The organism is Streptomyces sp. NPDC018026, from assembly GCF_044327745.1.
In the GTDB taxonomy this organism is placed as follows: Bacteria; Actinomycetota; Actinomycetes; order Streptomycetales; family Streptomycetaceae; genus Streptomyces; species Streptomyces rubrogriseus.
The window spans coordinates 211,117-237,350 of record NZ_JBIRFY010000004.1; the positions used below are offsets into that span (position 1 = coordinate 211,117).

Sequence of the window (26,234 nt, forward strand, 5' to 3'; positions counted from 1 at the left end):
CCGATGAGCAAGACCACCACGGGCACGACCCCGACGACCGACGAGGAACAGGACCTCGGCGCCGCCGGCTCCCAGCTGTCCACCGCACCCAAGGAGGAGGCCCCGAACCTCCCCTCGCTCGGCGTGACCGGCTGGGCCCGCTGGTTCTGGCGTCAGCTCACCTCCATGCGCGTCGCGCTGCTCCTGCTCCTGCTGCTGTCCCTGGGCGCGATCCCCGGTTCGCTGATCCCGCAGGACGGCGTGGACGCCCTGAAGGTCGAGGAGTTCCGGGACAACCACGACATCCTGGCGCCGGTCTACGACAAGCTCGGCCTCTTCCACGTCTACAGCTCGGTGTGGTTCTCCGCGATCTACATCCTGCTGTTCGTCTCCCTCATCGGCTGCATCGTCCCGCGCACCTGGCAGTTCGTCGGCCAGCTCCGCGGGCGCCCGCCCCGCGCGCCCCGGCGCCTGGACCGGCTGCCCGCCTACACCACCTGGCGCACCGGGGCCGAGCCCGAGGAGGTCCGCGAGGCCGCCCTGAAACTGCTGAAGCAGCGCCGCTTCCGCGCGGACGCGGACGCCGCCGGTGACGCGGTCACGGCCGAGAAGGGCTACCTGCGGGAGGTCGGCAACCTCGCCTTCCACATCGCGCTGATCGTGATGCTGATCGCCTTCGCCTGGGGCCAGCTGTTCAAGTACGAGGGCAACAAGCTGATCCTGGAGGGCGACGGCTTCTCCAACACGCTCACCCAGTACGACGACTTCAAGTCCGGGAACCTCTTCGACGCGGCCCACGACCTGGCCCCCTTCAGCTTCACCCTGAAGGACTTCCGCGGCACCTACGAGGCGACCGGCCCCAACCGCGGCACCCCGCGCGTCTACGAGGCCAAGGTCACCTACAACGAGGGTGCCCACGGCGCCGAGAAGTCGAAGACCATCGAGGTCAACAAGCCGCTGGACATCGACGGCTCCAAGGTCTACCTCGTCAGCCACGGCTACGCCCCCATCCTCACCGTCAAGGACGCCAAGGGCGACGTGGTGATGGACAAGCAGGCGGTGGCCCTGCTGCCGCTGGACGCCAACGTCACCTCCTCCGGCGCCGTCAAGGTCATGGACGGCTACCGCAACGCCAAGGGCGAGAAGGAGCAGCTCGGCTTCAACGCGTTCTTCCTGCCGACGTACGGAGGCAAGGGCAGCGCGATGCTCTCCAGCTTCCCGGCGCTGATCAACCCGATGCTCGCGCTCTCCGCCTACCACGGGGACCTCGGCGTCGACGCGGGCATCCCGCAGAGCATCTACCAGCTCGACAAGACCAACCTGGAGGAGTTCAAGGGCTCCGACGGCAAGCTGTTCAAGAAGCAGCTCAAGGTCGGCGAGACCATGACCCTCCCGAACGGGGCCGGCTCGGTCACCTTCAACGGCGTCCAGGAGTGGGCCGGCTTCCAGGTCACGCAGCAGCCCGGCAGCGGCTGGGCCCTCGGCGGTGCCGTCGTCGCCATCCTCGGCCTGGCCGGCTCGCTGTTCATCCAGCGCCGCCGGGTCTGGGTGCGGGCCGTGCGCGGCGCCGACGGCGTCACCGTCGTGGAGATGGCCGGCCTCGGCCGCAGCGAGTCCGCGAAGGTCCCGGAGGAGCTGGGCGCCCTCGCCGGCGCCCTGTACGACCGGGCAGCACCCGACGCACCCGAAGCACCCGAAGCCCCCGACGCGTCCGACGCACCCGAAGCCCCCGACGGGCCCGAGAACGACGACACCCCCGATTCCCCCGACACCCACGTCGTACCTGCCGAAGGGGCTGAGAAATGACTCTCGCCGCCGCAACCGAGTTGGCCGCCGCGACCAACGAGAATCTCGCGAACGTCAGCAACACGCTGATCTACTCGTCGATGGCCGTCTACACGCTGGCCTTCTTCGCGTACATCGCCGAGTGGCTCTTCGGCAGCCGCAGCAAGGTCGGCCGCACCGCCGCCGCGCTCACCACCGAAACGGCCGGGACCAAGGCCGGCGCCAGGTCCGGTCCGGCCGTCACCGTGAAGAAGGCCGGCGGCACCGCCGTACTGGAGCGCCCCGAGGTCGTCGTACGGACCGTGTCCGGCACCCGTGACGTGCCCGACGGCCCCGGCGCGCACGGCGGCACCGAGAAGGGAGACCTGTACGGGCGGGTCGCCATCTCGCTCACGGTCCTCGCCTTCGCCGTCGAGGCGGGCGGCGTCCTCACCCGCGCCCTGTCGGTGGAGCGGGCGCCGTGGGGCAACATGTACGAGTTCAACATCACGTTCACGACGGTCGCCGTCGGCGTGTACCTCGCGCTGCTCGCCCTGAAGAAGAACGTCCGCTGGCTCGGCCTGCCGCTGACCACCACGGTCCTGCTCGACCTCGGTCTCGCCGTCACGGTCCTCTACACCGCCAGCGACCAGCTCGTCCCGGCCCTGCACTCGTACTGGCTGTACATCCACGTCTCCACGGCGATCTTCTGCGGCGCGGTCTTCTACGTCGGCGCGGTCTCCACGATCCTGTACCTCTTCAAGGACAGCTTCGAGAACAAACTCGCCTCCGGCGGCACGCCCGGCCGCTTCGCCAGTTCCGTCCTGGACCGGCTGCCCGCCGCCGCCTCCCTCGACAAGTTCGCCTACCGCGTCAACGCCGCCGTCTTCCCGCTGTGGACGTTCACGATCATCGCGGGCGCGATCTGGGCGGGCGACGCCTGGGGCCGCTACTGGGGCTGGGACCCCAAGGAGACCTGGTCCTTCATCACCTGGGTCGCCTACGCCGGCTACCTGCACGCCCGCGCCACCGCCGGCTGGAAGGGCCGCAAGGCCGCCTACCTGGCGCTGATCGCCTTCGGCTGCTGGCTGTTCAACTACTACGGCGTCAACATCTTCGTCTCCGGCAAGCACTCCTACGCCGACGTGGGCCTGGGCGCCCTCCAGTCCGTCGGCTTCTGAACAAGGCACGGCCCAAGGCCGGTTCCGGTGACCCAGGTCACCGGGACCGGCCTTTCGTCTGCCGTCCGGAGACGTGAGGTTTCCGGGGAGAGTCCGCCGTACGGGGGTGACGGGGGCACCGGCCGGGAACCGTGGGGGTGTTACCGGGAGTCCGATGCGGGGAGGGCCCGCCCGGGCGGCGGGCCGCGGCATCGCGGGTGCGGGGAGGGCGGGGCGGTGGCGTCGGTACCACTGACGGCGGGGGATCCGGTACGCGTGGGGCGGTACCGGCTGCTGGCCAGGCTGGGCCAGGGGGGCATGGGCCGGGTCTACCTCGCCCGGTCGCCCGGTGGGCGTGCGGTGGCGGTGAAGGTGGTGCGGGAGGCGCTGCTGCGGGACGAGGGATTCCGGCGGCGCTTCGTCCGGGAGGTGGCGGCGGCCCGACGGGTGACGGGGTTCTTCACCGCCGCGGTGGTGGACGCCGATCCGGAGGGCGACCCCGCCTGGCTGGCCACGGAGTACGTACCCGGACTCTCCCTCCAGGACGCGGTGGCCCGGCACGGCGTGTGGCCCAGGGACGCGGTACGCGGTCTCGGCGCCGCCCTGGCGGAGGCACTGGCCGCGGTGCACGCCGCGGACCTGGTGCACCGTGACCTGAAGCCGTCCAACGTCCTGCTGGCACCGGACGGCCCCAGAGTCATCGACTTCGGCATCTCGGCGGCGGTCGGCGACACCGCCCTCACCCAGACCGGGACGGTGATCGGCACCCCCGGCTTCATCCCTCCCGAGCAGCTGCGCCACGAGGTCTCGGGACCGGCCGGTGACGTGTTCGCCCTGGGCGCGGTGCTGGCGTACGCGGCGGCGGGCGTCGGCCCGTTCGGCGGCGGGGCGTCCCACGCGGTCAACTACCGGGTCGTGCACGAGGACCCCGACCTGCGCGCCCTGGCCCCCGCCCTCGCGGACGTGGTGGCCCGGTGCCTCGCGAAGGACCCGGCGCACCGGCCCACGGTGGCGTGGCTGCTGGACGAACTGGGCGAGTCGCAGACCCCCGCGCCGGACGGGGACGTGACGACCGCCGGGTGGCTGCCGGGTCCGGTCGCCGACTCGGCCCACCGGCTGCGGGACGGAACCCCCACCGAGCCCCTGCCCCGGCCGGGGGACGCCACCACGCGGACCGCTCCCGCCCCGGCCCCGGCACCGCCCGGCACCCGGCGCCGCCGCCTGCGGACGGTGCTCGCCGCCGCGACCGCACTGGCCGTCACCGCGACCGCCGTCGTGCTGTGGCGGGTGAGCGCCGAAGACGAGGAGCCTTCCCGGCCGCCCAACCTGGAGCAGCTCTGGACGCACACCCTGGCCGACGGACAGCGGCTGTCGGTTTCCTCCCAGGACACGCTCTACCTCGAGCACGAGAAGGGCCACCGGATCACCGCCCTGGACGTCACCGACGGCTCGCGGCGCTGGGACCGCCGGGTACGCGTCGACGACGTCGGCCAGGACACGGGCCACCTGAAGAGCGTGGGCAACGACATCCGGATCACCGGCGTCTCGGAGGGCCTCCTGTTCTACGGCAGCAACGACCACCTGTACGCGATCGACGCGGACGACGGCGACCACCGCTGGCGGTACATGGACAGCACCTTCCATCCCTCGCCGGTGGTGGTGGGCGACGCCGCCTACGCGCACCTGGACTACTTCTTCTACGTCCTCGACCCGCGCACGGGCGACAAGCTGTGGGACTACGGCTTCGACCCCAAGGCCGACGGCAGCAACATCGCCGTCACCGACGACGTGCTCCTCGTGCACAGCGGGAAGAAGCTGATCGCCGTCGATCTCCGCACCCACAAGGAGAAGTGGACCCACCAGGCCGCGAGCGACGCGGAGACCGGCCTCGTGGTGGCGGACGGCAAGGTCTACTTCGGCACCCTGGACGGCTCGCTCTACGCCGTCGACGCGCGTTCGGGCGAGGAGGAGTGGCGCCGCACGTTCGAGGGCGAGCTGTGGGACGGAAGACTCGGCGAGGGTGCGGGCATGCCCCAAGTGGCCGACGGCACCGTGTACTTCGAGAACGACGCATACGTCTCCGCCTTCGACGCCGACACCGGATCGCAGCGGTGGCGGCGGAAGCAGGAGGCCGACGAGGTGACGTCCCTGGAGGTCGTGGACGACACCCTCCTCGTCGACGCCTCGGACGGCGGACTGACCGCACTGGACACCGCCAGCGGAGAGACCGGCTGGCGGGAATCGCTGGGCGGGGGCGACGAGACGGACGTCCGGGTCATCGGCGACGTGGTGGTGACCGAGACCAACGGCCGGCTGACCGCCTACCGGGCCGCGACCTGACCCCGCCCCCGCACGGGCGGACGGCCGACACAGACCGGCACGAGGGAGGAATGGCGGAGTGCAGGCGTACGTACCGCTTCAGACGGGCGATCCCGAGCGGGTCGGCCCGTACCGGATCGTCGCCAGGCTCGGCTCGGGCGGGATGGGCCGGGTGTACCTGGCCGGTTCGCCCGGCGGCCGGGCGGCCGCCGTGAAGGTGGTGCACGAGGAACTGGCCGAGGACCCCGCCTTCCGCAGGCGGTTCGGGCGCGAGGTGGCGGCGGCACAGCGGGTCTCGGGCCCGTTCACCGCGCCCGTGGTCGACGCGGACCCGGACGCGGACCTGCCGTGGCTGGCCACCGCCTACGTGCCGGGCGTCGCGCTGGGCACGGCGGTCGCGGCGCACGGCGTCTGGCCCGAGCGGTCCGTGCGGGCCCTGGGGTCCGGGCTGGCGGAGGCTCTGGACGCGATCCACCGGGCCGACGTGGTGCACCGCGACCTGAAGCCGTCGAACGTGCTCCTGGCGCCGGACGGACCCCGGGTGATCGACTTCGGCATCTCGGTGGTCGCCGACGACACCAAGCTCACGACCACGGGGGCCGTGGTCGGCAGCCCCGGCTACCTTCCGCCCGAGCAGCTGGTCGGCCGCGAGGTGGGGCCGCCCGGGGACGTGTTCGCGCTGGGCGCGCTGCTGGCGTACGCCGCGACCGGGACCGGCCCGTTCGGCGGCGGGCCCGCGCACGGGGTCAACTACCGCGTGGTCCACGAGGAGCCCGACCTGGAGCGCGTGCCGGGGGGACTCGCCGAGGTGGTCGCCCGGTGCCTGGCAAAGGACCCGCGGCAGCGGCCCCGGGTGCCCGAACTCGTCGGGGAACTGGGCCGCTGGGAGGCGGCCGACGGCACCAGGGGCACGTTCACCGCCGGTACGTGGCTGCCCGCGCCGGTCGCCGCCGACGTCACCGCGCTGGGCGCCGAGCCGCTGCCGCAGGTGCGGCCGACCGCCTCGGCGCCCGCGGAGGCCGACCTGCCGACCGTCACGGCGGGTCCGGCGCCGACCGCCGTCGCCACGGCCCGGCTCGGCACGCCGCCCGCCGGCCCCTCGTCCGCCTCCCGGCCGGCGCGGTGGGCGGGCCGGCGGCGTACGGCGGTCCTCGCCGCCGCCGGTGCCTTCGTCGTCCTGGCCGTCGTCGGCGGTCTGCTGCTGCCCCGTGCCTTCTCGGACTCCTCCGGGCCGGGCGGCGACGCCGAGAACTCCGGCACTCCCACGGCCGCCGCGAAGCAGCCGACGGTGCGGGAACTGTGGCCGTCGGACGGGGAGTTGCGGCAGCCGGAAGTCGCCCGGGGAAAGCTGATCGGCGAGGGCGACGACGGCCGGCTGCACGCGCTGACGACCGCGGACGGTGACACCGAGTGGACGTATGACAGTCCGGAATCGGCGTACTTCGAGGGCATCGACGACGGTGTCGCGGTGGTCTCCAGCAACGCGGAGCACACGATCCAGGGCATCGACGTGGACGGCGGCACGCGGGTCTGGGAGGTGGACGCGCGGACGCACACGCCGTCCGGAACGGAGTTCAACCTCTACATGGGGGTCGTGGTCGCCGACGGCACCGTCTACCTGAACGCCATGTACGACCTGCCCGAGGAGTCCGACCGCTCGGCCATGTACGCCGTGTCCGCGGTGGACCTCGCGACCGGCCGGCTGAAGTGGACCAACAGGATCGAGAACATCCTGTCCGACGCGCTCGCGGTCGCGGACGGGGTCGTCTACGTCGGGGTCCGGGAGCCGGACGACACCTACTTCCACGCCTGGGACGGGGAGACGGGGGACCGGCTGTGGCGGTACAGCTCGAGAACGAGTCGGCCGTACCCGGGCGAGCTGTCGGCGGTCGAGGTCTCGGACGGCACGGTCTACTTCGGTGACGACCGCGGTGTCCTGCACGCCGTCGACGCCCGGCGGGGCACACGGCGGTGGACCTACGACGCGGACACCGGCGGCGTGCGGCAGTGGCTCGATCCCCTCGTGGTCGCGGACGGTGTCGTGTACGGCGGGATCGGCGGCGTCACCAGCGAATACGAGTCGGGGGCCGTGCACGCGGTCGACGCCGGGTCCGGCAAACCGCTGTGGAGCGAGCGCACCGAACGCGACCCCGAGCTGCACGGTCTGCTGGACGGCTCGGTGCTCTTCAGCACCAAGGCCGGCGCCCTGCACGCCGCGGACGCCCGTACCGGAGCGACGGCGAAGACCCGTCTGTCGTCCGGCGACCCCGACGCGGCCCTCGACGGGGACCGGATCTACTTCGACGGCGGCGACGGGCGTCTGCACGCGGGCGGCGTCTCCCTCACCGAGCGGTGAGCGGCGGCCCGAAGTCCCCGCGGGCGACGCCCGTGACGACGTTCCGCAGCCGCTCGACGTACAGCCGCAGGTTCTTGTGGGCGACGTCGGTGTCCGGGTAGCGGCTCGCGAACCACAGGCCCTCGGGGAGCCGGGTGACCCAGGCGCACACCTGGTCGCCGTACGAGACCCGCAGCAGCGCGTACGCCGTCCGGTCCGGCCAGCTGTCGGCACCGGGGACGCCGCGGGCGTCGACGTACGACACGATGGAGTACAGGTCGGGCGAGGTCGGCCGGAAGTCCGTGCCGAGCAGGCGCAGCACGCGGTCGATCGGCATGCGGGACAGCCGCCGGTTGGCCTGCAGCTCGGCGCGGACGGTGCCGAGGGCGCTGGGGAAGTCGTGGGCCCGGTCCACCGGGACCTCGATCGGCGCGCCGCCCACGTACCAGCCGACGGACTCCGCCCACTGGGACCGCGACCGGGTGTGGAAGGGCACGACCGTGCGGTAGACGGGCTCGCCGCCGATCTCGTGGACGATCAGCGCGGTCGCGGCCAGCACGCCGACCAGGCTGCCGCCGAAGGGACGGCAGTACGCCTCGAACGCGGCGGCGTCGGCCGCGTCCACCAACGGTTCGCGCAGCAGCCGCTGTTCGGGCAGCGGATCGCCGGTCCGGACGCCGAGGTCGACGGGGAAGGACGGCAGCCGCCCGTCGCAGCGCCGGATGAACTCCCGCCAGCGGGCGACGATGTCGTGGCCGCCGTCGATCCGGTCCGCGTCCGCCCGCTCCGCCTCGCAGAAGTCGACGTAGGAACCCACCCGGGGGTGCGGCACCGTCCGCCCCGCCACACCCGCGGCGTACAGCTCGCCGACCTCGGCGGGGATGCGGTAGATGGAGTAGGCGTCGACGTTGCTGTGGTCGAAGGCCATGTAGACGCTGACGCCGTCGTCGCGGACGACCGCCGTGTAGATGAGGTTGGGCCAGCGCAGCGCGTCCGCGACGTTGTCGAAGCGGTCCTGGAGGTGCCGGGCGAGCTCGGCCGCGTCCGGGAAGTCGCCGACGTCCTCGCGGTGCAGCGCCACGGCGTCCGCGTCGAGCGTGAACCGCCGCATCGTGTCGCCGCGCTCGCCGCTCCACCGGAAACCGCTGCGCAGCGTCTCGTGCCGCAGCGTCCAGGCCCGCAACGCCTCCTGGAGGACGTCGAGATCGACCGGCCCCGGGATGTCGAAGGCGGCCCCGAGCCAGGTCGGCACGAACAGGCCGTCCTCGCGCACCGAGCGTGCCGTGCGGATGTGCGACTCCTGGATGTACGCGGGCGGGCGCGCGTCCTCGGGCAGCGCCGCCGCGATGTCGAGCGTCCTGGGACTGAGCGTCCACTCGACGAGGCGCCCGGGCCGGATCTCGCAGCGCTGGATGTCGGTCATTCGCACGAGGAGGTCTCCGTTCGCAGATGTACAGACCCGACCAAGGGAATGCCGTCCGCGCGGCCGCGCACCTGCCGTGTCGGCACTGTTCAACGGAACGGATGGCCTCTCGAACGCCGATACGCCCCCACCGCCCGGCCGCCCTTCACCCTTCCCCCGTGCACCCTTCACGCCTCGCCCGTCACTCCAGGTAGGCGTGCAGGGCGCCCGCCCCCGCCAGCATCGACCGCGTCCGCGCGGTGAGGGCCCGCCCGCGCGCCTCGACCGCCGTCCGCAGCGCCTCGCTGCTCCCCGCGCGCCGCAGGTCCTCCAGCACCGGCCGGATCTGCTCGAAGACGTGGTGACTGCGGCGCAGGGTGCGCACCACCCGCGCGTCCCGTACGTCGGCGGGCCCGTACACCCGGTACCCGGTGCCGGGTTCCCGCCCGGGCACGAGCAGCCCCGCCGCCTCCCACACCCGCAGCGCGGAAGTCCGTACGCCGACCAGCGCGGCGACCTCGCCGATGCGCAGGCCGTCACCTGTTCCGGGCGGCGCCACCGGCTCCCGACCGGCCAGCGCGTCCAGCGCCTCGCCCGCGGCCCGCAGCGCCACCCGCTCCTCGTGCAGCGCGGCGTGCGCGGCGTCCACCAGCGCGAGGGCACCGGCCACGTCCCCGGCGTGCACCGCCCGCATCACCCGCGTCGCCGTCACCGCCCCGTACCCCGGCTGCAACGCCCGGTACGCCAGCAGCGCCTCCCGGTGCCGCTCCCCGAACACCCGGTACCCGGCGTCGGTGCGCCCGGCCGGGGGCAGGACACCGGCGTCCTCGCAATTGCGCACCTGCTGCGTCGACAGCCCGACGGCACGGGCCAGATCGACGGTACGCAGACGACCCTCGCGGTTGCTCACCGGCCGCAGCCTATGCCGGAGCCGTGGGCTGCTGTCGGGTGTCGGTGACGTGGGCGGCCCCGTTCGCTATCGCGCGCCCAGCAGTTCGAGAACCCGGTTCACCGTTTCCACGATCGGTACGCCCAGCGCCCCCGCGGTCGCGGCGACACCGGCGACCGCCATCAGGGCGCGGGTGCGGGCTCCGGGCTGGACCGAGGCGTCGGGCGCCAGGACCGGCAGGGACGCGTCGATCGTCTGCGCGCCCTCGGGTGAGACCTGCGGGCGCAGCGCTCTCAACTACTCCGTCAACGTCGCGACGGCGGCGCGTTGTTCGGGGTCAAGTGATGTGGGCAGTACGTTCTTCACCACGCCGGTGTTGTTCGTGCCGCCGTACATGTTGACGTTGATGTGGTCGCCGCTCATGACATCCTCATCCCTACGTTGCCCGATCCGCCGTACATGTTGACGTTGTCCCCGAAGTGGTAGTTCCGGGGGTTGACCGTGAGCGACTCCACCCTGACCTGGAACTCGATGTCGGGGTTCTCGATGGCCTTCACGACCTGGCCGACGAGTTGATGAAGGTGCTGGGTGTCCCTGCCGGTGACCAGGGCCGTCGACGCACCGGACGTCTCGACCGCCAGGACCCAGTGCGACGGCGCGATCAGGACGGACACCCAGTCCCCGACGCAGTAGATCAGCACCATGACGGTGGCCACGTTGAGCAGTTGGACGATTTCCGCCGTCTCGCTGTCGGAGACGGTGTCGGTGACGAACACCAGGGCGAGGGCGACCAACAGGATGATCCCGACGCGTTTGAAGAAGCGTGCGGTGGCGTCACCACGCCGGGGGGTGAGCAGAAACGTGTACACGCGAGTGATGTTGGCCGTCGGGTAGGCCGCGCCACCGACCCACAACAGCCTTTTGCCGACGCGCAGATCGACGCCGCCCGCCAGGTGCGGAGGCAACACCGGTGGCGGAGGCATCTCGCGGTGCCACGGCCTGTCGCTGCTCGATGGCCCGGACCGGGCCGTCGGCTGCTGCTCCGGCCGCTCCGGGCCGTCGGGTCTCTCGCTTCTCTCCATGAACCGCCTCCCCCTGCCACGGTGATGCCCGTTTGCGTGGCCACGGACACTAGCGTGCAGGAAGTGGAGCTCAACGATTGTTTTCGGGCGCTTTTCGACGGCCGTTCCGCCCCGGTGCACGGCTTGAGGCCCTGGGTCGTGGCGGGGGAAGCCACGGCCCAGGGCCGTCTGTGGGGGCAGCGGCTGCTACCGGGCGTCGGCGACGCGGTCGGTGACGCTCTGGACGGCCTTGAGGGCGAGGTCCGGGCGGTCGGTGTGGATGTAGTGGCCGCTGCCCTTGGCGGTGGTGAGCTTCGCGTTGGTGGAGAGCTGCTGCCACTCCTGCTGGCCCTTGGCCCACATCTGCTCCAGGGCGGGGCCGTACTCCGGGACCGCTGCGTACTGGGACTCGTGCTTGAGGATCTCGACGGGGATGTCCCCGGCGGAGTGGACCGGGCCGTCGGCGATGAGGAACTGCTCGGGGTTCTTGCCCTCGTTGGCCGCGATCGCGCCGTCCCGGACCTGGGTCGCGCCGCCGGTGGCGTCGGCCGGGATGGTGCGCCTCATGTCACGGGTGAGGTGGGGGACGGTGGCGTCCAGCAGGACCAGGCCCTTGACGCGGTCGGGGTGGTCGGGGGTGTAGCGGGCGGCGATGTAGCCGCCCAGGGAGTGCCCCGCCAGGACGACCGGGCGGTCGCCCGCGAGGTGGTCGAGGAGCTTGGTGAGCAGGACGCTGGTGTCGTTCACGGTCTGCAGTTCGTCCTTGGCGGGCTTGTCGCTCCTGCCCTCGCCGAGGCGGTCGTAGGAGCAGACCCGGTCCGTCTTGCTCAGGGACTTCTGCAGGGCGGCCATGTTGTCCAGGCCCTCGCCGCCGCCCGCCATCAGCATCACCAGCGGCTGGTCCGCGTCCGAGTGGCCGGAGCAGGAGACGTTGACCGTGTGGCCGTCGACGTCGATCTTCTTCGTGCCGGTGAAGGAGGCTCCCGCGGAAGCGGTGGTGTCCTTCGCGTCGGAGTCGTCCTTGCCGTATTCCTCGTTCAGGACGAGTCCCGCGCCGGCCACGGCGCAGACGACGGCGATCGCGGCAATCGTCTTGGCGAAGGTGCGGAACATGGGGGGCCTCCAGCAGACAAGGGTGGGGTAGGGACGCGGTGTTGGGGGGAGTTCTCTCAGTCGGCCTGTGGTGCTCGGCGACTGATGAAGACTCTATGGATCCACCGGTCCCGGATCGTCACCCCGCGGTGGACACCTGCCCGTAGCTCCCGCGGGGGACAGCCCCGCCGCCCCGCGCGGCCGCTACGCCCCGTCCGCGCTGATCGACCGCCAGATCCGCTCCGGCAGAATGCGCGCGGCCTCCTCCAGGTCGACGTCCCGGACCCCGGACAGGCGGCGCCGGGCGACGGCCACGACCGGACCCAGGACCAGGGTTTCCAGCAACGGCATCGGGAGCGGGGCCACTTCACCGGCGTCGATACGGGGCTGGATCCACCGGGCCATCGCCGAGACGGCCGGCTGCTGCGCGTCCCGCATCTCCTGGCCCTGGCCCAGCAGGCGCCGGTCCGCACTGGGGGAGTGCACGAGGAGGGCCGCGCCGGGGTGGTCGCGGACGAAGGCCAGATAGGCCCCGACGACCGCCCGGATTCCCTCGCGGGCGGTCTCGGTATTGGTCAGCGCGGTGACCAGCTGTTCCAGGAGCCGTCCGGTCCAGCGCTCGGTGAGTGCCGTGAGCAGGCCGTCGAGGCTGCCGAAGTGGTGGTACAGGCTGCCGAGGCTGACCCCGCTGGTGCGGGTGACGGCGGTGACGGTGACGCCCTGTTCACCCGACTCCGTGTAGAGACGGAGGGCGGCGTCCAGGAGGAGGTCGGAGGTGACCTCGCCGCGGTGCTGTTTGGGGCTCATGGGCAGACGTGCTCTCGTTTCGCATTTCTAGAACAATTTTCTAGAAGTTCCTTCCAATCCTAGGCCCGTCTGACTCAGACTGTCCCCTGCGGGACGCGCGAGTCCGCCCGGACTTCGGAGGGGAGCGGGCGGGCCGCGGGTCCCCGTTCGTCGGGACAACGGGGGGACAGGGTCGACGTGTTGGAGCTGGACGGCAGCGGGGCGGAGCCGCTGAAGGACGGGGACCCCCGGTGGATCGGGTCGATCCCGCTGATCGGACGCCTCGGCGCCGGCGGCATGGGCCGGGTCTTCCTCGGCGTCCACGAGGGCCGGTACGTGGCCGTCAAGCAGGTGCTGCCCTCCGTCGCCGCCGAGGACAAGGGCTTCCTGCGCCGCTTCGGGCACGAGCTGGACAACCTCGCCCGGCTGCCCGAGGGAGTGACCGCGCCCCTGCTGGCGGGGGACCGCGAGGCAGGCCCGCCGTGGTTCGCCACCGCGTACGTGCCGGGCATCACCCTGTCCCAGGCGCTGGACACCCACGGCGGGCCGCTGCCCGCCCGGGCGCTGTGGCTCATCCTGCGGGAAGCCGCGAAGGCGCTGGTGGCGGTGCACGCGCTGGAGATGGTGCACCGGGATCTGAAGCCGTCGAACCTGATGCTCACGGTGGAGGGCCTGACGGTCATCGACTTCGGGGTGGCCCGGGCCGCCGACCAGAGCCAGTTGACGTCGGTGGACAAGGTCGTGGGGACGCCGGCCTACATGTCGCCGGAGCAGGCGTCGGGCAGCCGGACGCCCAGCGGGGCGGTCGACGTCTTCGCGCTGGGCGGGGTGCTGGCGTACGCGGCGTCGGGGCACGCGCCGTTCGGGGACGATTCGGCGTTGCCGGTGCTGCACCGCATCCTGACGGCGGAGCCCGACCTCGGGCCCCTCAAGGACCTGGACCCCGAACTCGCCGATGTCGTCGCGTCCTGCCTGGACAAGGACCACGAGGGCCGTCCGACCGCCGCCGAACTGCTCGGGACGGCCGAGCGGCACGGGCCGTACGAGCCGCCGCCGTGGCCGCGGGCCGTGGCCGAGGTCCTGGCCGAACGAGCCGCGTTCGTCGAGCAGTTACCCCGAGCGGCGGACCTGCCCGCCCCGGAGCCCCCGGCGACGGACGCGAAGAGCGAGGGGTCCGGGCGGCGTGGGAACCGGCGCCGGACCCGGATCCTCGTCGGCGTCGTCCCGGTCGTGCTGGCGACGGGAGCGACCCTCGCCATCCAGCTCCTGCCCTACGCCGCCCACGACAAGGCGGAGGCGGGCACCGCGCCGTCCCCGTCCGTCTCCGCGGCCCTTGACCCGACGGCCTCGGCCCCGGCCTCGGCGTCCGCGCAGGACCGGCCGACCCCGAGTCCGTCGGCGTCGGACAACAGGGCCGGCAAGGACGCCGAGGACGGGAAGGACGGCCGCGACGGCAAGGACGGCGCGAGCGGCGAAGGCCCGGGGGAGGGCGACGGCGGCGGGGGAGCGGAACGGGCGGCCGGTACCGGCACGGGTACGGGTACGGGTACGGGTGCCGGTGACGCAGGCTCGGGCAGCGGCTCGGGCAGCGATTCCGGTGCTGCCCAAGACTCGTCCCGTTCCGGCGGATCGTCCGGGGCGGGTGGCTCGTCGTCCGGTGACGGATCCGGAAACACCGACACGCCCTCCTCGGGCACGTTCGCCCTGAAGAACGGCGAGAACGGCAAGTGCCTCACCCAGGTCTACGGCGCCGCCGACGACGGCTCCTGCGGCAGCTCGACCGCGACCTGGAGCTTCCGGAGCGCGGCGGACGGCGCGGTCAAGGTCGTCAACAAGTCCACGGGTGCCTGCCTGGGCGCGAACATGATGGGCCAGGCCGTCTCCACCGTCGACTGCGGCTCCTTCGGCAACGCCCACCTGTGGCGTCCCGGCTCCGGGGGCAGCCTGACGAATGTCTTCAACGACGGCTGCCTCGACCTGGCCTTCGGCGGCGGGGTCTCCTCGCAGCCCTGCCGGTCGGGAACGGCCTCGCAACGCTGGACGCGGACCTAGGGAGCGTCGTACACCGCGACCGCGAGCCGGACGAACGAGCGGATCAGCGGGTTCGGGTCGGTCCGGGGCCAGGCCACCACCACGGGGCTCGGCGGCAGACCCGTCAGCGGGACCACGGTGAGCCCCTCCGCGGGCACGTGGTCGGCGAGGGTCATGCCGACCGTGCCGTTCCACAGCACGACCTGCTGACACTCCCGTACGGTGCGCACCACCGGCCCGGGCCGCGGCTCGCCGCCGTTCCAGTACGCCTGCCACAGCGGGTCGGTGCCCTCCGGGAAGCGGAACCAGCGGCGGTCGGCCAGCTCGGCCGGTGTCAGGCTCGCCCGGCCGGCCAGCGGATCGTCGGCGCGCAGCAGGGCACCCACCGGGTCGGCGCGCAACGCCCGCGTGGTCAGGCCGGTCGGATCGAAGGGGCCGCGGGTGAGGGCCACGTCGACCAGACCGGCGTGCAGCCCGCAGGTGGGGTCGGTCAGGTCGGTCTCGCGGACGGTGACCTCGACGTGCGGGTGGCGCCGGCGGTAGGCGTCCGCCAGCCGGACCACGTCCGGGTCGGTGCTGTCGCCGAGGATGCCGACGGTGAGGGTCGCGACACCGGCCGCCGCCGCCACGCGGGCGGGTATGCGTTCGGCCCGGTCGAGCAGGGCGCGCGCCTCGTCGAGGAGCACCGCACCGGCCCCGGTGAGGGTGACGCCCGCGGAGGTGCGGTGGAACAGTGTGGCGCCGAGGTCCGTCTCCAGCGCCCTGATCGCCCGGCTCAGCGGCGGCTGGCTCATGTGCAGCCGGACGGCCGCCCGGCCGAAGTGGAGTTCCTCGGCGACCGCCACGAAGTAGCGCAGCGTCCGCAGCTCAAGCCGGTCCATCCGGTTCACCCGGTCCATCCTGCGACGATACCCGCGCGGTATCGAGGGTGCGGAACGAGTCTTGGACGCTGCCGGTGCCCCGGCGGTGGAATCGAGGCATGAGCGACGAACCGCGGAACGGCGAGAACACCAAAAACGACGAGCACAGCGAGCACAGCGAGAACAGCGAGGCGGTCGCGGGCCCCGCCGTGTCGGTGGTCGGCCCGGGAGACGGCGAGACGATCCTCCTCGGCACCACCCGCATGCGCGTCCTGGAGGACGGCAGCCACACCGGCCACCGCCTCGGCATGGCCGAGTCCGTACTCGCCCCGCACACCCCCGGGCCGCCCCAGCACCGCCACGCCCAGCATGACGAGGGCTTCTACGTCATCTCCGGCACGGTGCGGTTCACGGTGGGGGACGAGGACATCGACGCGACGGCCGGCACCCTCGTGATGGTCCCGCCCGGCGCGCCGCACACCTTCGCCAACACCACCGGCGAACCGGCCCGCATGCTCAGCACGTTCACCCCCGACCTGTACGTCCAGTACTTCCGCGACCTGGAGGAGCTGTACGCCGGCGGCCGCACCCCGACTCGGGAGGAGAGCCTCGGGACGATGAGCCGCTACGCGACCGAGCCCGCCACCGACTTCGCCCCCCTGCCCGCGCCGGCCCGGGGGACCGGGTCGTGAACGTCGCGTACTGGATCGTCGCCGGTCTCCTCGCCGCCTTCTACCTCTACGGGGGCGCGGTGAAGGTGGTGCGCGGCCGGGACGCGCTGCGGCCGATGATGGCCTGGGTGGACAGCGTGCCGATGCCCGCGGTCCGCGCCATCGGCGTGGTCGAGCTGCTCGGCGCGGCGGGGCTGGTCCTCCCGCCGCTGACCGGCGTCGCGCCCGGGCTGGCCCTGGCCGCGGCGGCCGGGTTCGTGGTCCTGCAGATCGGCGCCACCGGGGTCCACCTGCGCCTCGGGGACCGGCAGGTCGCCCTGAACCTCACCCTCCTGGTCACCGCCTCCGTCACGGTCTGGCTCGCCACGGCCTGGCTGTGACCCGGCGTCCGCCGTCAGTGGCGCGGCGGCGGAGCGCCCCTGGCCGCGTCCATCAGCCGGCCCGCGAGGTCCGCGACGAGACCGCGCAGCTCGTCCGGCCGTTCGACGACGAAGGGGCGGTCCAGCGACGCGAGGAGTCCCGGCAGCCAGTCGAGGCGTTCGGCCCGGATCTCGACCCGGCACCAGCCCTCGCCCTCGCCGTCGCCGTCCGCGTCGGCGACGACGGCCACGCTGCCCGGCAGCAGGGCGCGGATCTCCTCCGCCGTTCCCCGGACCCGCACCGTGACCTCGTGCCGGTAGGGCGCGGTGGCCAGCGCCGTCAGCACGCGCTCCGCCGGACCGGGCCCCGGCGGCGGTTCGAAGGTGCCGGGCAGGACCCGCGCGCCGTCGATCCGGTCGAGGCGGAACGTCCGGTCCGCCCCGACCGAGAGGTCCCGGCCCGTCACGTACCACCGGCCCGCGTGCGCGACGAGCCCGTACGGGTACACGGTGCGTTCGCCGCTCCCGCCGCTGTAGCGGATCGCCAGCGGCCGGTGATGGCGCACCGCGTCGGCGACCGGGAGCAGCACGACGGCCTCCGGGGCGGCCGACCCGGCGGACGCGCTCGTGAACGTGAGCGAGTCGAGCACCGCGTCCAGACGCCGGCGCAGCCGCTCCGGCAGCACCCGCCGGACCTTCGCCGCCGCCGTCTCGCCCGCCGTGCCCGCCGCCGCCGTGATCCCCGTCCGCCGGCCCGCGACCAGGCCGAGGAGTACGGCCAGCGCCTCGTCGTCGGTCAGCATCAGCGGGGGCATGCGGTGGCCGGGGGCCAGCCGGTAGCCGCCGTAGCGGCCGCGTACCGACTCCACGGGGACGTCGAGGTCGACGAGGTGGTCGACGTACCGGCGCACCGTGCGCTCGGCGACGCCGAGCCGCTCGGCCAGCTCGGCCACGGTCCGCACACCGCCCGCCTGGAGCAGTTCGAGCAGGGTCAGCACACGGGAGACGGGACGCGACATGCCCCAAGTCTGCGCTCGATACCGGCCGGATTGTGACCGGTATTGCTCCTAGCGTGGGGGCCGTAGGCACTGATCGGCCATCGGCCCCCCCCTGGAGGCACCCCATGAACCTCGTCTCGCTCCGCGTCATCACGGACGACGTCGCCCGTCTCGTCGGCTTCTACGAGCGCGCCACCGGCCTGCGCGCGACCTGGGCCACCGAGGACTTCGCGGAACTGCGCACCCCGTCCGGGACGCTCGCCATCGGCAGCACCCGTACCGTGCCGCTCTTCGCCCCCGGCTCCGCCCGCCCGGCCGACAACCGCAGCGTGATCGTCGAGTTCCTCGTCGACGACGTGGACGCCGTGCACCGGAACCTGACCGGGTTCGTCGGGGAGTTCGTCAAGGAGCCCACGACCATGCCCTGGGGCAACCGTGCCCTCCTCTTCCGCGACCCCGACGGCAACCTGGTCAACTTCTTCACGCCCGTCACCCCGGCCGCCGTCGAGAAGTTCGCCGGCGTCGCCCGCTGACGGCCCCCCTATGCTGGACCCGCCCGCAGGGGCGAGGAACCGCACGCCGGGAGGGATCTGTGTCAGCGCTGGAGCCGGACGACCCGCGCTCCGTGGGGGAGTACCGGCTGCTGAGCCGGCTGGGTGCGGGCGGCATGGGCCGGGTCTTCCTCGGCCGGTCCCCGGGCGGGCGGCTCGTCGCCGTCAAGGTGGTGCACGCCGAGCTGCTGCGCCGACCCGAGTTCCGCGACCGCTTCCGGCGCGAGGTCCAGGCGGCCAGGATGGTCAGCGGCGCCTTCACCGCGCCCGTCGTCGACGCCGACCCGGACGCGCCGCTGCCCTGGCTGGTCACCAGCTACATCGCCGGGCCGTCGCTGGAACAGGCGGTGGCCGAGCGCGGGCCGTTCGACCCGCAGGCCGTACTCACGCTGGCCGCGGGACTCGCCGAGGCGCTGGTGTCGATCCACGCCGCGCACCTCGTCCACCGCGACCTCAAGCCCTCCAACGTGCTGCTCGCCGAGGACGGGCCGCGCGTCATCGACTTCGGCATCGTCCGCAGCGTCGACGCCGACTCCCTCACCGGCAGCGGGCACATGGCGGGCTCCCCGGGCTTCATGTCCCCGGAGCAGGTCAACGGGGACGAGGTCACCTGGGCCAGCGACGTGTTCTGCCTCGGCGCGGTGCTGGCCTTCGCGGCGACCGGCGCGGGCCCCTTCGGCGCCGGACCGACACCCGCGCTGCTCTATCGCGTCGTGCACAACGCCCCGGACGTCGCCGCCGTCGCCGACCCTGCCCTGCGCTCCCTGATCGCCGACTGCCTCGCCAAGGACCCGGCCCACCGCCCCGCCCCGCGCGAGATCCTCGCCCGCATCGGCCCGCTGGGCGGCGAGAGCGCGACGGCCCTGCCGCACGCCCAGCAGTGGACGCCGGCCGCCCGTCCGACCCGCGCGGACGCCGTGCCCACCCAGATCGTCCCGCCGGTCGCGGCACCCCCGGGGCATCAGCACACCCGCGTCGACACCGCACGTCCGCCGGCGTACCCGTCGGCGCCCGCACCGGCGCCCGCACCGGCGGACGTACGCCCGACGGCGACCGGGGACGGCGGGCGCCGGAGCCGACGGGCCTTCCTGCTCTCCGGCGCGGGCGCGCTCGCCGCCCTCGGCGTGGGGACCGGGTTCTGGCTCAACCGCCCGGCGGACCCGGACCCGGCGGACGGTGCCGGATCCGAGCCGTCGCCGTCGCCCTCGTCCGCGCCCTCCCCACCCCCGGGACTGGTCGGGCTCTGGCCCCTCAACGAGGCCTCCGGCCAGGTCGCGCGGGACACCGTGGGCGGCCACGACGGCACCGTGACCGGCGTCGCCTGGCAGGGCGCCGGGGGAGGCGCCGCCTTCGACGGGACCGGCAGCCAGATCGTGACCGCCGGTCCGGTGCTGCAGACCGGCGCGGGCCACAGCTTCACCGTCGCCGCCTGGGTCCGCCTGTTGGCCGTGCCGGAGGTCTTCGCCACCGCCGTCAGCCAGGACAGCGCCGACGCCAGCGGCTTCTACCTCCAGTACTCCAGCGAGGACCAGGGCTGGGCCTTCGCCCGGCCCGGCCTGCGCGCCGTCGGCCGCACCGCGCCCGCCGCGCAGGTCTGGACCCACCTGACCGGCGTCTGCGACGGCCCGGCCCGCAAGCTGCACCTGTACGTCAACGGCGCCCAGGAGGCGGTCGTCGAGGACACCGGCCCCGCACCCGCCACCGGCGCCTTCATGATCGGCCGGGCCTCCTTCGACGGGCAGCCCCGGGACTTCTTCCCCGGCGCCATCCGCGACGTACGGGCCTTCGACCGGGCACTCGGTCCGGCGCGGGTCGCGAACCTCGCGAAACCCGTCTGACGGGGGCTCACCGGCGTTCTGCGGAGCGTTAGTTGGGGCGGTCGTGCTAAAGATGTAGCTTCCGATGAGTGGCCGCGGCACCCGCACGGAGCGCGCGGCGCCGGCGAACGGGGAGAGAGTTGAGCGGGGAAGCCGGATCCGGCCTCACGGGCAGTGGTGCCGAGCCGTTGGAGGACGAGGACCCGCGCAGGATCGGACCGATCCCGCTGCTGGGCCGGCTCGGCGCCGGCGGCATGGGCCGCGTCTACCTCGGCGTCCACGAGGGCCGGTACGCGGCCGTCAAGCAGGTGCTGCCGTCGGTCGCCGGGGAGGACAAGGACTTCCTGCGCCGTTTCGGGCACGAGCTGGACAATCTCGCCCGGCTGCCCGAGGAGGCGACCGCGCCGCTGCTCGCGGGGGACCGGGAGGCCCGGCCGCCGTGGTTCGCCACCGCCTACGTCCCCGGCCTCACCCTGCGCGAGGCCGTCGACCTGCACGGGCCCCTGCCGGCCGAGGCGCTGTGGCTCGTCCTGCGGGAGGCCGCCACCGGACTCGCGGCGGTGCACGCGCTGGACATGGTCCACCGGGACCTGAAGCCGTCCAACGTGATGCTGACCCTCGACGGACTCACCCTCATCGACTTCGGCGTCGCCCGGGCCGCCGACCAGAGCCAGTTGACCAGGACCGGCATGGTGGTGGGCACGCCCGCCTACATGTCGCCCGAGCAGGCCTCGGGGAAGCGGGCGTCCAGCGGCGTCGTCGACGTCTTCGCGCTGGGCTCGGTGATCGCGTACGCGGCGTCCGGCCGCCCGCCCTTCGGCGACGAGTCCGGGCACGCCGTGCTCTACCGCATCGTGCACGAGGAGCCCGACCTCCAGCCGCTGCGGGACCTGGACCCCGAACTCGCCGACGTCGTCGCCTCCTGCCTGGACAAGGACCACGAGGGCCGGCCCACCGCCGCCGAACTCGTCGAACGCGCCGCGGCGCACGGCCCGTCGGCGTCCGCGCCGTGGCCGCGGGACATCACCGAGCGGCTGTCCGAGCGGGCGGCCTTCGCCGCTCGGGAGCCCGCGCACCTGCCGTCCGAGCCGGACGCGGCGGCACCTCCCCCGCCGTCCGCCCCCGTGGTCACGGGCGGACAGCCGGACAAGCGCGAACGGCGGCGCCGCACGAAGGTGCTGGCGTTCGTGATCCCGGTCGCCGTGACCGGGGCGACGCTCGGCTTCACGCTGCTGCCGTACGCGATGAACGACGCGGACCAGGACGGGAACGCGGCCGCGCCGCCCGCGGCCACCGGAACGGCCGCCCCGGACCCCGCAGCCTCCGCCACCGGTCCGAGCGCCTCCGCCTCCCCCGGCTCGGACGGCGGGAAGAAGGGCGGTCAGGACGGGGACAAGGACACGGACACGGACACGGACAAGGACGGGAACAAGGGCCAGGACGAGGAGAGCGGGAAGGACGGCGACGGCGGCGCGTCCGGCACAGACGGGAGCGGGGACGCGGCCGCTGCCGCGCAGGGCGCGTCCGGCGGCGGCTCGGACTCCGGCGCCTCGGGCTCCGGGGGCTCCTCCGACGCGGGGGGATCGTCCGACTCGGGTACGTCCTCCGGCTCCGGAAGCGGATCAGGGGCGGACGGGGACGGCGGGGACGGCGGGGACGGCTCGGAGGGCGGCGGGTCCGCGTCGGGCAGCTTCATGCTGAAGAACGGATCGAGCGGGAAGTGCATGTACGTCGGCACCCCCATCGACGACGGCGCCTGCTCGGGCGACGTCGCCGTCTTCCGCTTCCAGAGCACCTCGGGCGGCGCCTTCCGCATGCTCAACGTGGGAACCGCCCAGTGCGTCCACGCCCGGAGCGCGAACGCCTGGCTCGTCAAGGACGCCTGCGGCTCGTTCGGAGGAGAGTGGCGGGAGGGGGCGAACGGCTCGCTCAGGAACCTCAACACCGGCGGCTGCCTCGACCTCAACCGGCGGGCGTCCATGATCGGCCTGACCACCACGACCTGCACCGGCTCCGCCTCCCAGCGCTGGACCAGGATCTGACGGAGCGTGACGGGGCGCAGCGTCAGGGCTCGTCCCGCCTGCCGCCGCTGCGGTCCTCGTCGTCCTTGCCGTCCTTGTCGCCCTTGCCGTCCTTGTCGTCTTCGGCGTCCTTGCCCAGCGACTTCAGGAAGTCGGGGTTGTCGTCCGGCGCCACCCACTGCCGCCGCCCGCCGCCGCCCTGCCAGGGCGAGGAGCCGGCGGGCTGCCGCTTCTTCCCGGCGATGATCCAGGAGATCGAGCCGACCAGCGGGAAGAGCAGCACGAGGATCGCCCACAGCGGCTTGGGCATGTGGCGGATGTCCGCGTCCTTCGTGCCGATGCAGTCGATGAACGCATAGACGCTCAGGGCCAGTGGTACGAGGAACATCAGCACCCGGAGCATGGGCTTCTCCAGCTCAAGCGAGGGGTGGGGACGCGTCACGGCCCCCAGGTACAGGGCCAGGGTAGCCGCTCGGGGATACTGGACGGCATGGCTTACGACGATCTTCGCTCCCTGCTCAGGGCGCTGGAGCGCGAGGGCGACCTCAAGCGCATCAAGGCCGAGGTGGACCCGTACCTGGAGGTCGGGGAGATCGTCGACCGGGTGAACAAGGCCGGCGGCCCCGCGTTGCTCTTCGAGAACGTGAAGGGCTCCGACCTGCCGCTGGCGATGAACGTCTTCGGCACCGACCGCCGACTGCTCAAGGCCCTCGGCCTCAAGTCGTACTCCGACATCTCGGACAAGATCGGCGGGCTGCTGCGCCCCGAGCTGCCCCAGGGCTTCGTCGGCATGCGCGAGGCGTTCGGGAAGCTCGGCACGATGACGCACGTACCGCCGAAGAAGGTGAAGCCGGGCAGCGCCCCCGTCCAGGAGGTCGTCCTCACCGGCGACGACGTGGACCTGGAGCGCCTCCCGGCCCTGTTCACCTGGCCGGACGACGGCGGCTCCTTCTTCAACCTGGGCCTGACCCACACCAAGGACCCGGAGACCGGCATCCGGAACCTGGGCCTCTACCGCCTCCAGCGCCACGACAGGCGCACCATCGGCATGCACTGGCAGATCCACAAGGACAGCCGCAACCACTACCAGGTTGCCGCCCGCCGCGGCGAGCGCCTGCCGGTCGCCATCGCCTTCGGCTGCCCGCCCGCCGTGACCTACGCCTCCACGGCCCCGCTCCCCGGCGACATCGACGAGTACCTCTTCGCCGGGTTCCTGCAGGGCAAGCGGATCGAGATGGTCGACTGCAAGACGGTCCCGCTCCAGGTCCCCGCGCACGCGGAGGTCGTCATCGAGGGCTGGCTGGAGCCCGGCGAGATGCTCCCCGAGGGCCCCTTCGGCGACCACACCGGCTTCTACACCCCGCAGGAGCCCTTCCCCGCCCTGAAGATCGACTGCGTGACGATGCGGAAACGCCCGCTGCTCCAGTCGATCGTGGTCGGCCGCCCCCCGACGGAGGACGGGCCCCTCGGCCGGGCCACCGAGCGCTTCTTCCTGCCGCTCCTCAAGATCATTGTCCCGGACATCGTGGACTACCACCTGCCCGAGGCCGGAGGCTTCCACAACTGCGCGATCGTCTCGATCGACAAGAAGTACCCCAAGCACGCCCAGAAGGTGATGCACGCCATCTGGGGCGCCCACATGATGTCCCTGACCAAGCTGATCGTGGTCGTCGACTCCGACTGCGACGTCCACGACCTGCACGAGGTCGCCTGGCGGGCCCTCGGCAACACCGACTACGGCCGTGACCTCACCGTCGTCGAAGGGCCGGTCGACCACCTCGACCACGCCTCCTACCAGCAGTTCTGGGGCGGCAAGGCGGGCATCGACGCCACGAAGAAGCTGCCCGAGGAGGGGTACACGCGCGACGGGGGCTGGCCGGACATGGTGCTGTCCGACCCGGAGACGGCGGCGAAGGTCGACCGCCGCTGGAAGGAGTACGGACTGTGACGTCGGCGTCCGCCGCCCTGCCGCAGCAGCCGGGGCGCACCAAGGCCTTCCTGCGCCTGGTGATGATCGAGCACTCGGTCTTCGCGCTGCCCTTCGCGTACATCGCCGCGCTGACCGCGATGTACAGGTGGGACGAGAACATCCACTGGGGCCGGCTGCTCCTGGTCACCGTCGCCATGGTGGGCCTGCGCACCTTCGCGATGGCGGTCAACCGGATCATCGACCGCGAGATCGACGCCCGAAACCCGCGCACCGCCCACCGCGAGCTGGTCACCGGCGCCATGTCGGTCAGGCACGCCTGGACCGGCGCGCTGATCGCCCTGGTCGTCTTCCTGGGCGCGGCGGCGCTGCTCAACCCGCTCTGCCTGGCCCTCGCCCCCATCGCCGTCGTTCCGATGGTGGTCTACCCCTACGGCAAGCGGTTCACGAACTTCCCGCAGGCCATCCTCGGCCTCGCCCAGGCCATGGGCCCGATCGGCGGCTGGCTGGCGATCACCGGCGAGTGGTCCTGGGAGGCCGTGATCCTCGGCCTCGCGGTCGGCATCTGGATCGGCGGCTTCGACCTGATCTACGCCTGCCAGGACGTCGAGACGGACCGGCAGGTCGGCGTGAAGTCCGTCCCGGCCCGCTTCGGCATCCCCGCCGCGATCTGGGGCGCCCGCGCCTGCCACGCGGTCACCACGGCCCTGTTCGCCTGGTACGCCGTCGCCACCGACGCGGGTGTCTTCTTCTGGCTCGGCCTGCTGATCGTCGCGGGCGCGTTCCTCTACGAGCACACCATCGTCCGCCCCACCGACCTGTCCCGCCTCAACAGGGCATTCTTCAGCGTCAACGGCTTCATCGGCATCGCCCTGTTCGTGTGCGCGCTGCTGGATCTGCTCGTACGGGGCCTCACGGTCTGAATACCCTGAGCCTGCGACTAGGCTCGGCATCATGAACCCAGGACAGACGCAGCGCGTGCCTTGGATCGTGGGGGTGTCCGGGGCCTCCGGCACCCCGTACGCCGCCGCCGTGCTGCGTGCGCTGCTCGCCGCCGGCGAGAGCGTCGACCTGGTGGTCAGCCGGGCCTCGCGGCTCACCCTGCTCGACGAGACCGGCATCTCCTTCCGCGACGCCCACTGGCAGCACGACCTGCGAGAGTGGCTGGCCCGCGGAGCCGACGGAAAGCCGGACACCTTCGACGCGGACGTCTCCGGCGTACGGCACTGGAGCGCGGGCGACCTCGCGGCCGGGCCGTCCTCGGGGTCGTACCCGACGAAGGGCATGCTGATCGTGCCCGCGTCCACGGCCTGCGTGGCCGGTGTCGCGCTCGGGCTGTCCAAGGACCTGCTCCAGCGCACCGCGAGCGTGACCCTCAAGGAGCGCCGCAGGCTGGTCGTGGCCGTACGGGAGACCCCGCTGGACGGCCGGACGCTGCGGCACCTGGTGACCCTGGACGACGCCGGTGCGAGCGTGGTGCCCGCCTCCCCGGCGTTCTACGCGGGGGCGACGCACATCCAGGACCTGGTGGACTTCGTCGCCGGACGCGTTCTCGACGCCGCGGGCGTCGGGCACGACCTGTACCGCCGCTGGCGCGGCGACCTCGGCGGGGCCCGCCCCACCGACTGAGCACCACCCCCCCACACGTTTGTTACCCACATCTTCAGAACTCTTCAGTGGAAGGCTTCGATCGCATGGACGCGGTGGACAGGCAGCTCATCCAGGCCCTGAGGGAGAACGGCCGGGCCTCCTACGCGGAGCTGGGGCGCCTCGTCGGACTCTCGGGACCCAGCGTCACCGACCGCATCAACCGGCTGGAGGCGGCCGGTGTCATCACCGGCTACCGGGCCACCGTCGACGCCGCCTCGCTCGGCCTCGGCGTCACCGCCCTGATCGGCGTCTCGCTCTCCGACGCCGCCGACCACGAGGACGTGGCGCAGCGCCTCAAGGAGCTGCGGGAGATCGAGGACTGCTGGTTCATCGCCGGTGACGACTCCTACATGCTCAAGGTGCGCGCCGCCGACGTGGACGGCCTGGAGAGCATCATCCGGCGGCTGTCGGGCACCAAGGGCGTGTCCCGCACCCGTACCACCATCGTTCTCTCCACCAAGTGGGAGAACCGCGTGGGCGAGCTGCCCGAAGAGGTCTAGCCTCCGGGACCGGCCGCCGGGCCGAGGCGTACGGTTGACCAGTCTGTCTCAGAAAGAGGTAT

24 protein-coding genes are annotated in these 26,234 nt (G+C 72.8%); 14 read left to right on the plus strand and 10 right to left on the minus strand.

Going from position 1 to position 26,234, the window contains the following annotated elements:
- The first annotated feature begins 3 nt into the window (after positions 1 to 3).
- The 4 genes from ACH4D3_RS14965 to ACH4D3_RS14980 all read left to right on the plus strand — a co-directional run bounded on the left by ACH4D3_RS14965 (position 4) and on the right by ACH4D3_RS14980 (position 7,578).
- Positions 4 to 1,785, plus strand: a complete 1,782-nt coding sequence (locus tag ACH4D3_RS14965; RefSeq protein WP_398321673.1) for a cytochrome c biogenesis protein ResB — start codon at positions 4 to 6, stop codon at positions 1,783 to 1,785.
- A complete protein-coding gene (gene ccsB / locus ACH4D3_RS14970) occupies positions 1,782 to 2,924 on the plus strand; it encodes a c-type cytochrome biogenesis protein CcsB (protein WP_398321676.1) in 1,143 nt (380 codons plus the stop codon). Before ACH4D3_RS14965 ends, ccsB begins: the two co-directional genes overlap by 4 nt.
- 216 nt (positions 2,925 to 3,140) lie before the next feature.
- Positions 3,141 to 5,243, plus strand: coding sequence for a PQQ-binding-like beta-propeller repeat protein (locus ACH4D3_RS14975; protein ID WP_398321679.1), 2,103 nt, complete (start codon positions 3,141 to 3,143; stop codon positions 5,241 to 5,243).
- A 58-nt stretch (positions 5,244 to 5,301) separates the two neighbouring features.
- A complete protein-coding gene (locus ACH4D3_RS14980) occupies positions 5,302 to 7,578 on the plus strand; it encodes a PQQ-binding-like beta-propeller repeat protein (protein WP_398321682.1) in 2,277 nt (758 codons plus the stop codon).
- Here ACH4D3_RS14980 and ACH4D3_RS14985 read toward each other — a convergent pair.
- The 7 genes from ACH4D3_RS14985 to ACH4D3_RS15015 form a co-directional block, all read right to left on the minus strand.
- A complete protein-coding gene (locus tag ACH4D3_RS14985) occupies positions 7,565 to 8,986 on the minus strand; it encodes a condensation domain-containing protein (RefSeq protein WP_398321685.1) in 1,422 nt (473 codons plus the stop codon). The genes ACH4D3_RS14980 and ACH4D3_RS14985 overlap by 14 nt on opposite strands.
- A 175-nt stretch (positions 8,987 to 9,161) precedes the next feature.
- Complete coding sequence (locus tag ACH4D3_RS14990; protein WP_398321688.1) at positions 9,162 to 9,869, minus strand: MerR family transcriptional regulator; 708 nt, start codon at positions 9,867 to 9,869, stop codon at positions 9,162 to 9,164.
- Positions 9,870 to 9,935: 66 nt separating this feature from the next.
- Entirely contained in the window at positions 9,936 to 10,145 is a 210-nt protein-coding gene (locus ACH4D3_RS14995) for a hypothetical protein (RefSeq protein ID WP_398321691.1), read from the minus strand.
- A complete protein-coding gene (locus tag ACH4D3_RS15000) occupies positions 10,146 to 10,271 on the minus strand; it encodes a hypothetical protein (RefSeq protein ID WP_398321694.1) in 126 nt (41 codons plus the stop codon).
- Positions 10,268 to 10,930 (minus strand): DUF6232 family protein, encoded by a 663-nt coding sequence (locus tag ACH4D3_RS15005; protein ID WP_398321697.1) that lies wholly within the window; start codon positions 10,928 to 10,930, stop codon positions 10,268 to 10,270. Before ACH4D3_RS15005 ends, ACH4D3_RS15000 begins: the two co-directional genes overlap by 4 nt.
- A gap of 186 nt (positions 10,931 to 11,116) precedes the next feature.
- Complete coding sequence (locus tag ACH4D3_RS15010) at positions 11,117 to 12,022, minus strand: alpha/beta fold hydrolase (RefSeq protein WP_398321700.1); 906 nt, start codon at positions 12,020 to 12,022, stop codon at positions 11,117 to 11,119.
- Between the two features lie 183 nt (positions 12,023 to 12,205).
- Positions 12,206 to 12,808, minus strand: coding sequence for a TetR/AcrR family transcriptional regulator (locus tag ACH4D3_RS15015; RefSeq protein WP_398321703.1), 603 nt, complete (start codon positions 12,806 to 12,808; stop codon positions 12,206 to 12,208).
- 177 nt (positions 12,809 to 12,985) lie between these two features.
- Between ACH4D3_RS15015 and ACH4D3_RS15020 the strand changes: the two genes are divergently transcribed.
- Positions 12,986 to 14,839, plus strand: a complete 1,854-nt coding sequence (locus ACH4D3_RS15020) for a protein kinase (RefSeq protein ID WP_398321706.1) — start codon at positions 12,986 to 12,988, stop codon at positions 14,837 to 14,839.
- Here ACH4D3_RS15020 and ACH4D3_RS15025 read toward each other — a convergent pair.
- Positions 14,836 to 15,717, minus strand: a complete 882-nt coding sequence (locus ACH4D3_RS15025; RefSeq protein ID WP_398321709.1) for a LysR family transcriptional regulator — start codon at positions 15,715 to 15,717, stop codon at positions 14,836 to 14,838. The genes ACH4D3_RS15020 and ACH4D3_RS15025 overlap by 4 nt on opposite strands.
- Before the next feature lie 80 nt (positions 15,718 to 15,797).
- Between ACH4D3_RS15025 and ACH4D3_RS15030 the strand changes: the two genes are divergently transcribed.
- Together ACH4D3_RS15030 and ACH4D3_RS15035 are read left to right on the plus strand one after the other, a co-directional pair.
- On the plus strand, positions 15,798 to 16,370 hold the full coding sequence (locus ACH4D3_RS15030) for a cupin domain-containing protein (RefSeq protein WP_398321712.1): 573 nt from the start codon (positions 15,798 to 15,800) through the stop codon (positions 16,368 to 16,370).
- Complete coding sequence (locus ACH4D3_RS15035) at positions 16,367 to 16,729, plus strand: DoxX family protein (RefSeq protein WP_398321715.1); 363 nt, start codon at positions 16,367 to 16,369, stop codon at positions 16,727 to 16,729. The genes ACH4D3_RS15030 and ACH4D3_RS15035 overlap by 4 nt, the downstream gene beginning before the upstream one ends.
- 14 nt (positions 16,730 to 16,743) lie before the next feature.
- On the opposite strand, the gene ACH4D3_RS15040 is transcribed toward ACH4D3_RS15035, so the two are convergent.
- Complete coding sequence (locus ACH4D3_RS15040; RefSeq protein ID WP_398321718.1) at positions 16,744 to 17,727, minus strand: helix-turn-helix transcriptional regulator; 984 nt, start codon at positions 17,725 to 17,727, stop codon at positions 16,744 to 16,746.
- Between the two features lie 104 nt (positions 17,728 to 17,831).
- Here ACH4D3_RS15040 and ACH4D3_RS15045 point away from each other — a divergent pair, with 104 nt between their 5' ends.
- From ACH4D3_RS15045 to ACH4D3_RS15055, 3 genes are all read left to right on the plus strand, one after another.
- Entirely contained in the window at positions 17,832 to 18,239 is a 408-nt protein-coding gene (locus ACH4D3_RS15045; RefSeq protein WP_398321721.1) for a VOC family protein, read from the plus strand.
- A gap of 59 nt (positions 18,240 to 18,298) precedes the next feature.
- The gene (locus ACH4D3_RS15050; protein ID WP_398321724.1) at positions 18,299 to 20,095 is read left to right on the plus strand and encodes a LamG-like jellyroll fold domain-containing protein; all 1,797 of its coding nucleotides are present in this window, start codon (positions 18,299 to 18,301) and stop codon (positions 20,093 to 20,095) included.
- A gap of 119 nt (positions 20,096 to 20,214) precedes the next feature.
- The gene (locus tag ACH4D3_RS15055; protein WP_398321727.1) at positions 20,215 to 22,116 is read left to right on the plus strand and encodes a protein kinase; all 1,902 of its coding nucleotides are present in this window, start codon (positions 20,215 to 20,217) and stop codon (positions 22,114 to 22,116) included.
- A 22-nt stretch (positions 22,117 to 22,138) separates the two neighbouring features.
- On the opposite strand, the gene ACH4D3_RS15060 is transcribed toward ACH4D3_RS15055, so the two are convergent.
- Positions 22,139 to 22,498 carry a PLD nuclease N-terminal domain-containing protein gene (locus ACH4D3_RS15060; RefSeq protein ID WP_398322734.1) on the minus strand — a complete coding sequence of 120 codons (360 nt, stop codon included), beginning with the start codon at positions 22,496 to 22,498 and terminating at the stop codon, positions 22,139 to 22,141.
- 87 nt (positions 22,499 to 22,585) lie between these two features.
- Between ACH4D3_RS15060 and ACH4D3_RS15065 the strand changes: the two genes are divergently transcribed.
- The 4 genes from ACH4D3_RS15065 to ACH4D3_RS15080 all read left to right on the plus strand — a co-directional run bounded on the left by ACH4D3_RS15065 (position 22,586) and on the right by ACH4D3_RS15080 (position 26,172).
- On the plus strand, positions 22,586 to 24,043 hold the full coding sequence (locus ACH4D3_RS15065) for a menaquinone biosynthesis decarboxylase (RefSeq protein ID WP_398321730.1): 1,458 nt from the start codon (positions 22,586 to 22,588) through the stop codon (positions 24,041 to 24,043).
- Entirely contained in the window at positions 24,040 to 24,945 is a 906-nt protein-coding gene (gene mqnP / locus ACH4D3_RS15070; RefSeq protein ID WP_398321733.1) for a menaquinone biosynthesis prenyltransferase MqnP, read from the plus strand. Before ACH4D3_RS15065 ends, mqnP begins: the two co-directional genes overlap by 4 nt.
- 55 nt (positions 24,946 to 25,000) lie before the next feature.
- The gene (locus ACH4D3_RS15075; protein WP_042824853.1) at positions 25,001 to 25,651 is read left to right on the plus strand and encodes a UbiX family flavin prenyltransferase; all 651 of its coding nucleotides are present in this window, start codon (positions 25,001 to 25,003) and stop codon (positions 25,649 to 25,651) included.
- 65 nt (positions 25,652 to 25,716) lie between these two features.
- The gene (locus tag ACH4D3_RS15080; RefSeq protein ID WP_030401669.1) at positions 25,717 to 26,172 is read left to right on the plus strand and encodes an Lrp/AsnC family transcriptional regulator; all 456 of its coding nucleotides are present in this window, start codon (positions 25,717 to 25,719) and stop codon (positions 26,170 to 26,172) included.
- Positions 26,173 to 26,234: the final 62 nt, after the last annotated feature.

What these genes read in the sequence shown, in the direction of transcription:
- ACH4D3_RS15015 (WP_398321703.1), bottom strand. Translation starts at nt 12,808, where the DNA reads ATGAGCCCCAAACAGCACCGCGGCGAGGTCACCTCCGACCTCCTCCTG.
- ACH4D3_RS15060 (WP_398322734.1), bottom strand. Translation starts at nt 22,498, where the DNA reads ATGCTCCGGGTGCTGATGTTCCTCGTACCACTGGCCCTGAGCGTCTAT.
- ccsB (WP_398321676.1), top strand. Translation starts at nt 1,782, where the DNA reads ATGACTCTCGCCGCCGCAACCGAGTTGGCCGCCGCGACCAACGAGAAT.
- ACH4D3_RS15000 (WP_398321694.1), bottom strand. Translation starts at nt 10,271, where the DNA reads ATGAGCGGCGACCACATCAACGTCAACATGTACGGCGGCACGAACAAC.
- ACH4D3_RS15040 (WP_398321718.1), bottom strand. Translation starts at nt 17,727, where the DNA reads ATGTCGCGTCCCGTCTCCCGTGTGCTGACCCTGCTCGAACTGCTCCAG.
- ACH4D3_RS15045 (WP_398321721.1), top strand. Translation starts at nt 17,832, where the DNA reads ATGAACCTCGTCTCGCTCCGCGTCATCACGGACGACGTCGCCCGTCTC.
- ACH4D3_RS15030 (WP_398321712.1), top strand. Translation starts at nt 15,798, where the DNA reads ATGAGCGACGAACCGCGGAACGGCGAGAACACCAAAAACGACGAGCAC.
- ACH4D3_RS15010 (WP_398321700.1), bottom strand. Translation starts at nt 12,022, where the DNA reads ATGTTCCGCACCTTCGCCAAGACGATTGCCGCGATCGCCGTCGTCTGC.
- ACH4D3_RS15080 (WP_030401669.1), top strand. Translation starts at nt 25,717, where the DNA reads ATGGACGCGGTGGACAGGCAGCTCATCCAGGCCCTGAGGGAGAACGGC.
- ACH4D3_RS15005 (WP_398321697.1), bottom strand. Translation starts at nt 10,930, where the DNA reads ATGGAGAGAAGCGAGAGACCCGACGGCCCGGAGCGGCCGGAGCAGCAG.
- ACH4D3_RS15065 (WP_398321730.1), top strand. Translation starts at nt 22,586, where the DNA reads ATGGCTTACGACGATCTTCGCTCCCTGCTCAGGGCGCTGGAGCGCGAG.
- ACH4D3_RS14965 (WP_398321673.1), top strand. Translation starts at nt 4, where the DNA reads ATGAGCAAGACCACCACGGGCACGACCCCGACGACCGACGAGGAACAG.
- ACH4D3_RS15025 (WP_398321709.1), bottom strand. Translation starts at nt 15,717, where the DNA reads ATGGACCGGGTGAACCGGATGGACCGGCTTGAGCTGCGGACGCTGCGC.